Annotated in this window: 13 protein-coding genes and 1 tRNA gene; 3 read left to right on the top strand and 11 right to left on the bottom strand. The window is 63.9% G+C overall.

Features of this window, described 5'->3' with window-relative positions:
- Positions 1 to 3: 3 nt before the first annotated feature.
- From B0E51_RS15130 to B0E51_RS15110, 5 genes are all read right to left on the bottom strand, one after another.
- Positions 4 to 1,041 (bottom strand): quinone-dependent dihydroorotate dehydrogenase, encoded by a 1,038-nt coding sequence (locus B0E51_RS15130; protein WP_077445693.1) that lies wholly within the window; start codon positions 1,039 to 1,041, stop codon positions 4 to 6.
- Between the two features lie 2 nt (positions 1,042 to 1,043).
- The gene (locus B0E51_RS15125; RefSeq protein WP_077445800.1) at positions 1,044 to 1,811 is read right to left on the bottom strand and encodes a class I SAM-dependent methyltransferase; all 768 of its coding nucleotides are present in this window, start codon (positions 1,809 to 1,811) and stop codon (positions 1,044 to 1,046) included.
- A 19-nt stretch (positions 1,812 to 1,830) separates the two neighbouring features.
- Positions 1,831 to 2,592, bottom strand: a complete 762-nt coding sequence (locus B0E51_RS15120; RefSeq protein ID WP_077445799.1) for an SDR family oxidoreductase — start codon at positions 2,590 to 2,592, stop codon at positions 1,831 to 1,833.
- A gap of 11 nt (positions 2,593 to 2,603) precedes the next feature.
- The gene (locus B0E51_RS15115; protein ID WP_077445692.1) at positions 2,604 to 2,903 is read right to left on the bottom strand and encodes a DUF4190 domain-containing protein; all 300 of its coding nucleotides are present in this window, start codon (positions 2,901 to 2,903) and stop codon (positions 2,604 to 2,606) included.
- Between the two features lie 92 nt (positions 2,904 to 2,995).
- Positions 2,996 to 4,531 carry an aldehyde dehydrogenase family protein gene (locus B0E51_RS15110; RefSeq protein ID WP_077445691.1) on the bottom strand — a complete coding sequence of 512 codons (1,536 nt, stop codon included), beginning with the start codon at positions 4,529 to 4,531 and terminating at the stop codon, positions 2,996 to 2,998.
- A gap of 241 nt (positions 4,532 to 4,772) precedes the next feature.
- On the opposite strand from B0E51_RS15110, the gene B0E51_RS15105 reads away from it, so the two are divergent.
- Positions 4,773 to 4,849, top strand: a tRNA-Arg gene (locus B0E51_RS15105).
- Positions 4,850 to 4,857: 8 nt separating this feature from the next.
- Here B0E51_RS15105 and B0E51_RS15100 read toward each other — a convergent pair.
- Positions 4,858 to 6,417: a YdiU family protein gene (locus tag B0E51_RS15100; protein WP_077445690.1), complete on the bottom strand. Its 1,560-nt coding sequence runs from the start codon at positions 6,415 to 6,417 to the stop codon at positions 4,858 to 4,860.
- 261 nt (positions 6,418 to 6,678) lie between these two features.
- On the opposite strand from B0E51_RS15100, the gene B0E51_RS15095 reads away from it, so the two are divergent.
- Positions 6,679 to 7,272, top strand: a complete 594-nt coding sequence (locus B0E51_RS15095; RefSeq protein WP_077445689.1) for a DUF1415 domain-containing protein — start codon at positions 6,679 to 6,681, stop codon at positions 7,270 to 7,272.
- A 60-nt stretch (positions 7,273 to 7,332) separates the two neighbouring features.
- A complete protein-coding gene (locus B0E51_RS15090; protein ID WP_077445688.1) occupies positions 7,333 to 7,665 on the top strand; it encodes a YkgJ family cysteine cluster protein in 333 nt (110 codons plus the stop codon).
- A 15-nt stretch (positions 7,666 to 7,680) separates the two neighbouring features.
- Here B0E51_RS15090 and B0E51_RS15085 read toward each other — a convergent pair whose 3' ends face one another.
- From B0E51_RS15085 to mprF, 5 genes are all read right to left on the bottom strand, one after another.
- On the bottom strand, positions 7,681 to 8,388 hold the full coding sequence (locus B0E51_RS15085; protein WP_077445687.1) for a pseudouridine synthase: 708 nt from the start codon (positions 8,386 to 8,388) through the stop codon (positions 7,681 to 7,683).
- A 13-nt stretch (positions 8,389 to 8,401) separates the two neighbouring features.
- On the bottom strand, positions 8,402 to 9,472 hold the full coding sequence (locus B0E51_RS15080; RefSeq protein ID WP_077445686.1) for a class I SAM-dependent methyltransferase: 1,071 nt from the start codon (positions 9,470 to 9,472) through the stop codon (positions 8,402 to 8,404).
- Between the two features lie 96 nt (positions 9,473 to 9,568).
- A complete protein-coding gene (locus B0E51_RS15075; protein WP_077445798.1) occupies positions 9,569 to 9,910 on the bottom strand; it encodes a carboxymuconolactone decarboxylase family protein in 342 nt (113 codons plus the stop codon).
- 91 nt (positions 9,911 to 10,001) lie between these two features.
- The gene (locus B0E51_RS15070) at positions 10,002 to 10,808 is read right to left on the bottom strand and encodes an AcvB/VirJ family lysyl-phosphatidylglycerol hydrolase (protein WP_077445685.1); all 807 of its coding nucleotides are present in this window, start codon (positions 10,806 to 10,808) and stop codon (positions 10,002 to 10,004) included.
- On the bottom strand, positions 10,805 to 13,414 hold the full coding sequence (gene mprF / locus B0E51_RS15065; RefSeq protein ID WP_254424543.1) for a bifunctional lysylphosphatidylglycerol flippase/synthetase MprF: 2,610 nt from the start codon (positions 13,412 to 13,414) through the stop codon (positions 10,805 to 10,807). The genes B0E51_RS15070 and mprF overlap by 4 nt, the downstream gene beginning before the upstream one ends.
- Positions 13,415 to 13,510: the final 96 nt, after the last annotated feature.

Genomic DNA, 13,510 nt, shown 5'->3' with positions numbered 1-13,510 from the left:
TGTTCAACCGGCATTGGCAGCCTCGCGCTGGCGGCGGATCTCGTTGACGCATTCGGCGACCAGCTGCGGCCCGCGATAGATCAGCCCCGAGTAGACCTGCACCAGCGACGCACCGGCGTCGAGCTTCTCGGCCGCATCGCTGCCGTCGAGGATGCCGCCTACGCCGATCAGCGGGATACGCCCCTGCAAGCGCTGGTGCATGCCGGCCAGCACCGCCGTGGAACGCTCGAACAGCGGCTTGCCGGACAGCCCGCCGGTTTCACCACCGTGCGGATCGTCGGCCACCGCTGCATGGTCGATCGTGGTGTTGCTGCAGATCACGCCATCGATGCCAGTACGCAACAGCACCTCGGCGATCGCGTCGAGTTCCGCCTCGGTCAGATCCGGCGCGATCTTCAGCAGCATCGGCTTGCGCTGCTCGTGCTGCGAGCCGAGCCGCTCCTGTGCCTCGCGCAGGACCGAGATGAAGCGGCGCAGCGTGGCCTCTTCCTGCAGGTCGCGCAGGCCCTGGGTATTCGGCGAGGAAATATTCACCGTGATGTAGCTGGCGTGCTCGTAGACGCGAGTGAGGCAGGTCAGGTAATCGTTGACCGCCTTCTCGTTCGGCGTGTCCTTGTTCTTGCCGATGTTGATGCCCAGTACACCGTGGTAGCTGGACCGCAGCACATTGCGCACCAGCGCATCGACGCCGCCGTTGTTGAAGCCGAGCCGGTTGATGACTGCCTCGTGCTGTGGCAGCCGGAACATGCGCGGTTTGTCGTTGCCTGGCTGCGGCAGCGGCGTCACCGTGCCCACCTCGATGAAGCCGAAGCCGAGCGCGTCGAGCGCGTCGAGATGCTCGGCATTCTTGTCAAGGCCCGCGGCCAGACCCACCGGATTCGGAAACGTGATGCCGAACACCGTGGTCGGCAGATCTGCCGGCGGCCTGGCTATCCAATGGCTGAAGTTGCTGCGCTGGGCCACGCCCAGCCCGTACAGGGTGAGGTGATGCGCAGTCTCGGGATCGAGCTTGAACAGCAGCGGGCGCAGGTAGTCGTACATGGTCAGGCCAGATGTCCGGCAAAGATGCGGGTGTCGTAATCGAAGCTTACCGTGCCGTGCTCGGCACAGGCGTCGAACAGTTCGCGCAGCGCGTGCAGCATCGGCACATGCTTGGGGTGACCAACCTGCGGCGCATAGGACGAAGACATCAACCTGCCCCGCAGCGCCTCGAAATCCAGCCGCTGGCCATGCTCGAAACTGGCGCTGCCGCGATAGCCTGCGCCAAACCAGGCACGCATGCTCGCATCGTCGGCATAGCGCTCGGCCACGCTGGTGTAGTCGGTGCCCCAGGTCTGCAGCAAGGCCTCGTAGCCTTCGAGGAAACGCGTGCCGCTCAGGCGGCGCGAATTCCACCAGATCGCGGCCAGTCCACCGGGACGCAAGATGCGTGCGAACTCGCGTCGCGCCGCTTCCTCGTCGAACCAGTGGAATGCCTGTGCCACCGTGACCAGATCCACGCTGACATCGGGAAGGCCGCTGGCGTCAGCGCGGCCATCGACGGCATCGAAACCTTCGTATGCCTGCAGCCAGTGTTCCGCGGCAGCACGCATCGGTGCGTTTGGCTCAACCGCCGTGACGCGATGACCGGCATCGAGAAACAACTTCGACGAGATGCCGGTGCCGGCACCGATATCAGCCACCCGCCAGCTGGCATCAACACCCTGCGCGTGCTGCAGCCATCCAAGCAGGGCTGACGGATAGTCTGGCCGGTAACGCACGTAATCATCGACACGATCACTGAAACGCGCGGTGGAGTGCAGATCGCTCATGTCATCGACTTCGGTGCGCTCAGCCATTGAGCATCTGGCCGCCATCGACGACCAGGGTCTGACCGGTGATCCAGCCGGCCCATGGCGAAGCGAGGAACAGTGCCGCATGAGCGACTTCCTCCGGCGTGCCGTAACGGCCGAACGGGATCTTCGCCAAGACGGCGGCATAGCGCGCCGGATCTTCATGCCTGCAGCGGTCCCACATGCCATCGGGAAATTCGATCGAGCCCGGTGCAATGGCATTGACCCGGATGCGCTGTGCGGCAAGTGCCAGCGCCTGCGACATGGTGTAGTGGCTCAGCGCGGCCTTCATCGCCGCGTAGGAAGGGCCAGCCGGACGCGGGCGCAATGCCGCGATCGAGCTGGTGTGCAGGATGCAGGCGTGCGCCGACTTGGCCAGATGCGGCTGCGCCGCCCGCGAGGCACGCACGGCCGCCATCAGGTCGACATTGAAGTCGGCCAGCCACGCTTCATCGTTGTCGCCGAAACCGTAACCGCTGGCGTTGTTGACCAGTACGTCGATGCCGCCGAGTGCGCTGGCAGCACTCGCGACATAGCTTTCGATGGCCTCCGCATCGGCCAGATCACATGACTGCGCATGGGCGACCACATCGTGGCCGGCGATCGCCTGCCGGGTTTCCTCCAGCGCAGCTTCGCCACGCGCGCAGATCGACACCGCGGCGCCGGCCTGCGCAAACGCCAGCGCGATGCTGCGGCCGATGCCACGGCTGCCACCCGCCACGACAACACGCCAGTCGCGAAAATCAAACGGCGTCGGCATGACCATGCCGATCAATGCCAGTGCAGGCCGGCGCCCAGGAACAGCACGCCAAGCACCACCAGCAGCACGAGCACCCAGAAGGCCAGATGCACATAGCCGAGCACCAACCCGGCGATCGCCATGCCATCACCCTCGATGCCGCTGCCATCTGGTGCGCGACGGATCTCGCCGCGCGCCAGATGGCCACAGACGATCGCCACGATCGCGCCGATAAACGGCACCAGACACCAGCTGAGGATGCCAAACACCAGGCTCACGACCGCCAGTGAACTGGTGCGTGAAACCGGCTGGTACGCAGGTTGATAACTCATCGCTGCTGCACTCGCTGTGGATGACGGAGGGTGCCGACACGTATGGCTGACGGTCACGGACAGCGAACTGCCCGTGACCGGGATCACATCACTTACAGATCGAACTTGATGCCCTGGGCCAGCGGCAATGCGTCCGAATAGTTGATCGTGTTGGTCTGGCGGCGCATGTAGACCTTCCATGCATCGGAACCGGACTCGCGGCCGCCGCCGGTTTCCTTCTCGCCACCGAACGCACCGCCGATTTCCGCACCCGAGGTGCCGATGTTGACGTTGGCGATGCCGCAATCCGAACCGGCCGCCGACAGGAACTGCTCGCCCGAACGCAGGTTGTTGGTGAAGATCGACGAAGACAGGCCCTGCGGCACGTCGTTCTGCAGGTCGATCGCCTCGTCCAGCGTCTTGAACGGCATCACGTAGAGGATCGGCGCGAACGTTTCGGTCTGCACGACTTCATGCGAATTGGCGATACCGGTGACGATCGTCGGCAGCACGAAGTTGCCCTTGCGATCGGTCAGCGCCGCACCACCGGTGGCGATCGTGCCGCCAGCAGCCTTGGCCTTTTCGACCGCGGCGAGGTAGCCCTGCACGGCTTCCTGGCTGTTGAGCGGACCCATCAGCGTGGTCGACAGGTTCGGATCGCCGATCTTGCCTTCGACCTGCTTGTACGCCTTGACCAGGGTCTCCAGCACGTTCTTGTAGATCGACTCGTGCACGAACAGGCGGCGCGTGGTGGTGCAGCGCTGGCCGGCGGTGCCGACGGCGCCGAACACGATGCCGGGAATCGCCAGCTTCAAGTCAGCGCTTTCATCGAGGATGATCGCGTTGTTGCCGCCCAGCTCCAGCAGCGAGCGGCCCATGCGCTGCGCCACGCGCTCGCCGACCATGCGGCCCACCTTGGTCGAACCGGTGAAACTGATCAGCGGGATGCGCTTGTCGTCGACGAACGCCTGCGACAGCTCGGTGCCGGCATCGTTGAACAGGAAGAACAGATCGGGGAAGCCACCAGCCTTCAGCGCTTCATTGCAGATCCTGATCGTGGCGATCGCCGACAGCGGCGTCTTCGGCGACGGCTTCCAGATGCAGATGTCGCCGGCGATGGTGGCCAGCATGGCATTCCATGCCCATACCGCGACCGGGAAGTTGAACGCGCTGATGATGCCGACCAGGCCGAGCGGATGGTATTGGTCGTACATGCGATGGCCCGGGCGCTCCGAGTGCATGGTGGCGCCGTACATCATGCGGCTCTGGCCCACCGCGAAGTCGGCGATGTCGATCATCTCCTGCACTTCGCCGTCACCTTCGGGCTTGATCTTGCCCATCTCCAGCGCGACCAGCGAACCCAGCGCGTCCTTGTGCTTGCGCAGCGCTTCGCCACACAGGCGCACAGCTTCACCGCGTGCCGGTGCGGGCGTCGTGCGCCATACCTTGAACGCGGCCTGCGCGCGCTTGACGATCACTTCATAGTCGGCGGCGCTGGACGCATGCACGGTCCCCAGCACTTCGCCGGTGGCCGGGTTCACCGGCTGCAGCGCGCCGGCGTCGGTGGTCTTCGACCACTCGCCCTGGCCGAGGTACGTACCGGATTGCTCGCCGTGGAGGCCAAGTGCGCTGAGGATTGCGTGGGACATGGATGTCTCCTGAACTGGTGTGGCGCCTGCCGGCACCGTGAATTGAAGGCGGGAAATTGCCCATTCTAGCAGGCGACGGGAATGGCTCCCTCCCCTGCTTGCAGGGAAGGGTTGGGGTGGGGTCGCTCTTGATTTTGCTCATTGGCAAGCCCAGACAACCCCCTCCCAGCCTCCCCCTGCGTGCAGGGGGAGGAGCAGCACAATCGCGCCTACTTGTGATCCATGCGAAAATCCCGCCGCTGCCCTCGTAGCTCAGTTGGATAGAGCGGTCCCCTCCTAAGGGACAGGTCGGACGTTCGAATCGTCTCGAGGGCACCACTTTTCGCTCACGAACTGCACGACAGCATCGAGCAACCGGCCTTGTGTCGGGCCCAGTCCGGGCGTTTCTGCGCGTATGCCTCGCGGCCTGGCTGGTCGTCATAGGGATGGCGCATCACGTCGAGCAGTTCGGCGATGCCGCCGGGATCGCCCTGCTCGGCCCGGTCGATCGCCTGCTGGGCAAGATAATTGCGCAGCACGTAGCGTGGATTCGCCGCATGCATCTTTTCGCGGCGTTGCGAAGCTGACAGCGGATCCTCGGCAAGCCGTGCGGCATAACGCAGCAGCCAGTCTTTGAGTACTGGCTCCGCTTCGCGTCGTTTCGCCTCGTCGTAAAACGCATCGTTGAACGGTTCAAGTGTCGGTGCCTGACCATCGACGTCGACCAGCGCAAGGAACCACAGCGTCATGTCGATCTCGGCCTGCTGCATCAGCGATTGCAGCGACTGCATCAGTACCACGTCGTCATCGCGGCATTCGGCCAGACCCAGTTTGGCGGCGATATTCGCGCGGTCTTCGGCTGCATAGGTCGCCGCATATCGATCCAGCCCGGCCTGCAACGGCTCGACGCCGGCGAACAACGGGGCCAGGGCACCGGCCAGACGGCTCAGATTCCACCACGCCACATTCGGCTGCTGGCCAAAACGGTAACGGCGACGTTGCGCGTCGGTGGTGTTCGGTGTCCACTCCGGATCGTAATTGTCGACCCAGCCGTAGGGGCCATAGTCGATGGTGAGGCCGAGGATCGACATGTTGTCGGTATTCATCACGCCATGCACGAAACCGACGCGCATCCAGTGCGCGATCATCCGCGCAGTGCGCTCGCATACCTGCGCAAACCATTCCGCATACAGTGCTTCGCCATGGCCCTGCAGTTCCGGGAAATCGCGACGGATGGTGAAGTCGACCAGCTGCTGCAACAGCGCCGTGTCACCGCGTGAGGCAGGCAACTCGAAATTGCCGAAGCGGATGAACGAAGGTGCCACGCGGCAGACAACTGCGCCGCGCTCCGGTGCAGCGTTGCCGTCGTAGAACATGTCGCGCAGTACCGGTTCACCGGTATCCACCAGACTCAATGCGCGTGTAGTCGGCACACCGAGGTGATGCATAGCCTCGCTGCACAGGAATTCACGCACCGACGAACGCAGCACCGCACGGCCATCCGCACCCCGCGAATACGGTGTCAGTCCGGCGCCTTTCAGCTGCAGTTCCCAACGCTCGCCAGCGGCGTTGATCGTCTCGCCCAATGAAATCGCGCGGCCGTCGCCAAGCTGTCCGGCCCACTGACCGAACTGATGACCGCCGTAATTCGCCGCGTAAGGCTGCATGCCGTCGAGCAAGGCATTGCCGCCGAACAGTTGCGCGAACTCCGGCGTGGCGACTTCGGCTTCGCTGAAGCCCAGCGTGGCCGCCATCTCGGCCGAATGTGCCAGCAACTGCGGGGCGGCGACCGGCGTTGGATCAACCCGCGAATACAGCGCACCCTCGACCTGACGCAGCCGCGTGCCATGCTCCGGATCACCGGTCAGATCGCGGATGAATGCGTTGTCGAAGCAAGGCTTGAACATGGGCAGCAAGAAGCCATGAAGAGACGAGTCTATATCCGGGCGGCAGTCGGAACATGCAAGAGCCGCACAGGGCATCCCGAGTGGCCTGCCCCATAACTCGTCATCCCTGCGAAGGCAGGGATCTAGTGACCTCAAGTCCTTGAAGAGCAAGGGCGCCGGATTCCTGCCTTCGCAGGAATGACGAGCTGAAGAACGGCTTTTCGAGACTCCATGAAACCGCATGGCGTTATAGTCGCCACCGCAAGATAAACCGAGAACCGCATGACCGACACAACGCCATCCAGCAGCCTCAACGCCGACGCATTGCCCGAGGACATGCCCTACCTTGCCGCCACCACGCGTTGGCTGGAACGTGCGGTGATCGGCCTCAACCTGTGCCCGTTCGCCCGCGCGCCGCACGTGCAGGGCAAGCTGCGCATGCGGGTAAGCCACGCGCGCGATACCGATGCATTGCTCGACGACCTGTGCGGCGAACTGCAATCGCTCAACGCGCTGACACCGGACGAATGCGAAACCGGCCTGCTTGTCCATCCGTTCGTGCTGACGGATTTTCTCGACTACAACGACTTCCTCGACGTGGCCGATGCGGCGGTGCAGACGCTGGGGCTGGAAGGCGAATGGCAGGTGGCCAGCTTCCATCCCGACTACCAGTTTGCCGACAGCGCGAAAGACGACATCGAGAACTTCAGCAACCGCTCGCCCTACCCCACGCTGCATCTGTTGCGCGAATCGAGCATCGAGCGTGCAATGGATGCGATGAGCGATACCGACAGCATCTACCGGCGCAATATCGAGACACTGCAAAAGCTCGGCATCGATGGCTGGCAGGCGTTGTGGCGCGAAACGAAGGGCTGAACGCGCCCAGGCGCAACGTGCAGTTCACATTCGCACCGGGCGAAACTGTCATGCTGACGAGTGAACAATCTCCCCGATCCCTACGCTGAAAGCGTCGACCCGAGCGTGCAGTGCACGACCTGCGAAGCGGTCTGCTGTCGCCTCACCGTGGTGCTGATGCCCGAAGATCGCGTGCCGACGTGGCTGATTCATCGAGACGAGCACGGCCTGGAAACCCTGGCCAAGGGTGAGGACGGCTGGTGCGCCGCGGTCAACCCGAACACTTCAGGCTGCACGATCTACGCGGATCGCCCGGTCATCTGCCGCAAGTACGCGATGGGTAGCCCGAGTTGCCGCGACGAACGGCACAAATGGTTTGGTGACGCCATTCCCACCGCGGTGCACATGCTGTAACCCGGCAATCCGGTTTCAGGATGCGTTGCTGAAAATCAGCGCGACTTCATCCGCATCGAGCGCACGCCACTCACCCAGAGGCAACTCGCCCAACGTGAGTCCGCCGACCGAGATGCGCTGCAACGTCTCGACGTGATTGCCGGCGGCGGCAAACATCCTGCGTACCTGATGGTACCGACCCTCGGTGACCGTGAGTCGCGCATGCCGCGGACCCAATACGTCCAGCAGGGCCGGCGCCAGCGGCTCCTTCTCGGTTTCCAGCAACAGCGTGCCACTGGCGAACAACGCGCCCTCGTCACCGCGCAGATCCTGCGCCAGCGTGGCCTCGTACACCTTGGTCACCTGCCCCTTCGGCGAGATGATCCGGTGCAGCAGCGCGCCGTCGTCGGTGAACAGCAGCAGACCTGACGTATCACGATCGAGCCGGCCCACGCTGGACATGGCTGGCGTGCGCACGTTGTACCTTGGTGGCAAGAGGTCATACACCACCCGGCCAGGATCCTTGCGCGAACAGGTGACGCCGAGCGGCTTGTTCAGCATCAGCACCAGTCCTGGCGGCGGATCGAGCGGCTCGTCGTCGACGCGGATGTGCTCATGCGCCACCACATCGTCGGCGTACAGCACCTCGCCATCCGCATCGGTGATGCGGCCGGAGCGGAACAGCTGCGTCACATCCTTGCGGCTGCCATAGCCCAGGTTCGCAATAAGTTTGACTAATTTCATGGCTTGACCTGTTTCATCCACGTACTCCACTTGCCTCGATCACCTTGAAGCCTTCCTGCACGACCACCGTGCGCACTTCACTGAAACGCGATGCCAGCACCGCCTCATACGGCAGATGCCGATTTGCCACGATGAACAAACGCCCTGCCGGCTGCAACGCCTCGGCCGCGCTGATGATGAATGCCTGCCCCAGTTCCGGCAGATCGGCGCGTCCCTGGTGGAACGGCGGGTTGCTGACGATCGCATCGTAGCGTTGCGGCAGGCCACGGGTGACATCGCTCCACTGCACCGACACCACCAGTTCGCGGCCGCATTCACGCTGCGTCCTGGCCAGATTGATCCGCGCCGGCTCCAGTGCGCGTGCCTCGGCTTCGTACAGGTCGATCGCGTTGACCTGTGGGCAACGTGCGATGACCTGGCTGGCTAGATAGCCGTAACCGGCACCGAGATCTGCCACGCGGCCATGCAGGTCACCCGGCAGATGTGCGGCCAGCAACGCCGAGGCACGGTCGATGCGATCCCATGCAAACAGGCCGGGACGGCTGACGTAGCCATCGACGATCGCGCGTGGCGCATCCAGCGCCAGCCACTCGGCCAGCAAGGCATGGTCGATCCCGGCCGTGTTCGGCGTGCTCCAGAACACCCGGCATTTGTGCTTGGAAAGATGCTGGACGGTGCCGGTCAGCTTCGCGAGATCCGCCTCGCCCGACTTGGCACCTTCGGTATTCGGCATCGACGCCAGCACGATGCCACCCGGCGCAACGTGGCGCAGCGCGCGGGCGAACAACGCGCGCGCCTCGTCGCGCTGCCGTGGCGGCAATACCAGTACCAGCGGAAACCATTCACCGACCTCCGGCTCGCCCACACGCAGGCCGTTGCGGCCCAGCTCGTCGGCAAACGGCATGAAGCTCTGCTCGCACAGCCAGCCGGGCTGCGCCATCTCGCGCAGACGCACGCCGGCACGCGCACGCAGGAACAGCACGCGGCCATCCGCCGGCAACTGCAGCTCCGGGGATTCGAAAGGGACAAACAGGGCCGCCAGCGCCGCATCCGGCGCGGCCGCGGAAAAACCGGCAGCAGTCACGTCATGTCTTCAACCGTGAAACGGAGAGGCATTGTACGTGGCTGCAGCCCTGCTCATCTGCAGGCGACAGCATCCGCCATCGCCTGCCTTGCAAACTCAGCTGCTGCCGTGCGCGTTGACCGCATCCAGGACCCGCGCCGAATACACCATTGCGGCGCCGGCATTCATCGCCACGGCCACACCGAGTGCCTCGGCGATTTCCTCACGGGTGGCGCCGTGCTTCAACGCCTCACCGGTATGCACGGTGATGCAACCATCGCAGCGGGTGGTGACGGCCACCGCCAGCGAGATCAGCTCGCGCGTCTTGGCATCGAGGTGGCCGGTCTTCTCGCCGGCGCCGGACAAGGTCTGGTAACCCTTCAGCGTATCCGGGCTCAGCTTGCCGATTTCGCCGATACGCCCGATCAGTTCCTTGCGGTAACCCAGCCAATCCAACATGGAAGTCTCCTCGCTGACGTGGCGACCAGACACCGCGCCCGGCCGTGATCGCTCATAGTGCGCCAGCAGGTCTGCGTTGGGTATCCGAGATTCAGTGTGCGCCATCGGCCGACGAGGCGGCAGCCGGCAGTTCCTGCAGCATCTGCGCGGCCAGCGGCTGGTAGCCACCGTCAAAATGGTGGTCGCCCTTCTTGGCATGAACCTTGACCCAGGCCGGCAGGCCCGGCTCGCTGCAGATGCTGTCGTCGCTGTCGTCCAGGCCGTAGTAGCACACCGTCGGCGGCTGGTTCCGCAGGGCCTGCAGCGGCGGCATGGTGTCGTAATGCCGGATCGGATTGATGTGCTGCAGCAGCGTCTTGACGTGTTCCTTGAACCAACCCTGCTTGATCATGTAACCCTCGAGCTCGATCTCGAAGGTCGTATCCCGGCTGGGCGACAGCAGCACCAGCTGGGTGATCCGCGCACGGTTGACCGGGCTGAGCTTGTCCATGACGGTCGGCAGCACATCCGCGCCGAACGAGAACCCCACCAGCCAGATCCGCCGCTTGCCCCACACGCCGGCATATTTCGTCATCAGTGCATCGAGCTGCTGCGCCGACTCTTCCGGCGTGCGCTCGCGCCAGTAGTACTTGAAGGTGTTGACGCCGAGCACCGGAATGCCGCGATCGATGAAGGCGATGCCCAGGCGCCGATCGAGGTCGGCCCAGCCGCCGTCGCCGGAATAGATGATCGCCATGACATCGCCCTTGCCGGTCGGTGGAGCCAAGCTGATGGAGCTGACGGGCAGCACTACAGTGGCATCCTCCAGACTGATCCGCGACCACGGGCTCCAGACCAGCACGATGCCCAACAGACATGCACTGGTCGCCGCCAGGACAATCCCACTTCTACGCTTCATCGACGCACCACACCTGAAAGTCCACCGGAGATCAGGCTGGCCACATTGGTCAGGATCATCGGCAAGGCAATGCCACCAGGCACCGCCATGTAGCGCGGTTCCCATTCCGGATCGAACTTGTCCTTGTAACGCTGCAGCCCGCGGAAGTTGTAGAAACGCTCGCCGCGGCCGAACACCAGCGCGCCGAAGCGGTTCCACAACGGTGCCTGCCGTCGGTTGTGCAGACCGGCCAGCGGAGCCATGCCGAGATTGAACCAGTGATAGCCCTCGCCACGTGCCCATTGCATCAACTCGACAAACAGATAATCCATGATTCCGACCGGCCCATCGGGTATATGCCTCATCAGGTCGACCGAGGCCTCCTGCTTCGTTTCATTGAGGAACAGGTTGGCGAACGCCACCAGTCGGTCACCCTGCCACACCACGGCCATCGGCGTACGCACCAGATAACGCGGATCGAAGGCGCCAAGCGAAAAGCGCTTCTCGCGTACATTCTTGTCGCGCATCCATGCATCGGAGATTTCCTTCAGCCGTGGCAGCAACGGTGCCACCTCCTCCGCTGGCACGATCTCCAGCCGCAGGCCGTCGCGGGTCAGCTTGTTTACCGTGTTGCGCAATACTTTCTTGGACTTGCCGTCGAGGTTGAAGCTGTCCAGCCGTACGCGCGCCTCCTCGCCAATCTTCAGCAGGTTCAGGCCCACTTCCAGATACAGGTCCAGGTCGGCCGGGTTCACCTGGTAGAACACCGGCCAGCCGCCGGCGCGTTCGCACTGTTCGAGGAAGGTCCACACGAGTTCACGCCGTGCATCCTCGTCGGTGCCTACCGGGTCACCCATCGCCACCCAGCTGCGCCCTTCCGTATCGAACATGACAAAGGCCTTGTGGTCCTGGCCAAACAACAAGGTCTTGTCGCCCATCAGCGCCAGATGCGCCTGTGCGGTGGAGCATTGCTTGATCAGCGGCAACGCCTGCGCCAGCTCTTCTTCGCTCGGTGGCTCATGCTCCAGCTGGTGTGGACGGATCAGACTGGCAAGCGCGAACAACATGCCTGCTGCAGCCGCAGCAACCAGCGCTCGGAGTGCACGGGGTGCGCCACCCTGGTGGAGGCTGAATTCCCACCACAGGTCGCTGCTGTATTCGACATGCTTGTAGCTGAACACCACCAGCCACGCGGCACAGCCGAGGATCGCCACGATCGCCGCGATCCAGCCGACCGAGAAACTGGTCGTGAACAGCGAGGCACGCCGGTAGAACAGCCGGTGCGCGGGCGCCAGCGCCATCGCCAGCAGGGTCAGCAGGGTCGCCTCTTCGTAGTCGATGCCTTTCAGCAAGGAGAACACCGCACCGGCCAGCAACAGCACCAGGGTCAGCCAATAGGCCGCATCCAGCCGGCGCTGCAGGCCACGGGCAAGAATCAGCAGCAGCATGCCGATCACGCTGGCCAGCAGGTGCGATACCTCCAGTACCGACAGCGGCAACACCGCGCTAAGTACCGCCATGCGCAGCGGCAGTGCACGGGTTGCACCGGAAAACAGCAGCACCGTACCCGACACCAGGGTCAGTCCCGCAAAGAACGACGGCAGCAGGCCAGTGAACCACGGCGCCAGCAGGGATTTCTCGCGCAGGCCACGCGCTTCACGTTGCAGCACCAGCACGGTGGCCGTGCACAACGGCAACAGGTAGTAGATGACACGGAATGCCGCCAACGCACCGAGGATCGGTGCAGCCAGCGCCTCGTTGCCGGTGGCACCGAAGCCGGCCAGCATGACTGCCTCGAACACGCCGAGTCCGCCAGGTACATGGCTGATCAGGCCGATGATCTGCGCAATCACGAAGATCGCCAGGAAATGCCCGAAGCCATTGTTCAACTCATCCGGCATCAGGATGTAGAGCACCGCGGCGGCCAGCCCCCAGTCCAGCGCTCCTACCAGGATCTGCCGCAAGGCCGTGGCCGGTGACGGCAGGCTGATGCGCAGGCGCCACAAGCGCAGCGGCCGGCGACGTATCCAGCCGCCGGCCAGCCACAGCAATGGAATCAGGGTCAGCAGGATGCCCAGCGGCCGGCTGAACGCCGCCATCGGCATGCCCGGCGGCAAGGGCACCAGCAGCAGGGTCACGCCGGTCAGTGCCAGCAGGCCCAGCCAGAAACTGGTGGTACAGAACAGCACCACCCTGGCCACCTCGCCGGTGGACAGGCCGTTCTGCACATAGAAGCGATAACGGATCGAACCGGACACCAGCAGCGACATGCCCACCGCATTGCTGAAGGCGTAACTGATGAAGGAGATCAGGGTGACCCGGCGCCACGACAGGCGCCGCCCGATCGAGGCCAGCGCATAGTGGTCATACAGCGTCATCACGGCATAACCCAGCAGGGTGAACAGCGCCGCCAGCAGCAGCCGGCTGCGCGAAATGCTCTGCACGTAACGGCGGATCTGGTGATAGTCCACTTCGCGAGACAGCAGGTGCAGCGCCCAGAGCGCCAGGCACAGCATGCCCACCGACAGCAGCGGTCCGGCCATCCGGCGCAGCCATACCGTGCGCTGGCTCGGCGGCGTCAGGACTGCTCCGACGTCTTGAACCTGCTCGACCTTTTCCTGCTCCACGCGACAACTACCCCTTGCAATGACCTTGTAGGTTGCCACAGTGAAGCTGACTGGCAATCTATTGCGACCCGGCGGATCGAATGATTTCAGTTCGAA

The organism is Rhodanobacter sp. C05, assembly GCF_002001165.1.
In the GTDB taxonomy this organism is placed as follows: Bacteria; Pseudomonadota; Gammaproteobacteria; order Xanthomonadales; family Rhodanobacteraceae; genus Rhodanobacter.
The sequence above is the reverse complement of the archived record's forward strand: the minus strand, read 5'-3'. Positions and strand labels throughout refer to the sequence as shown.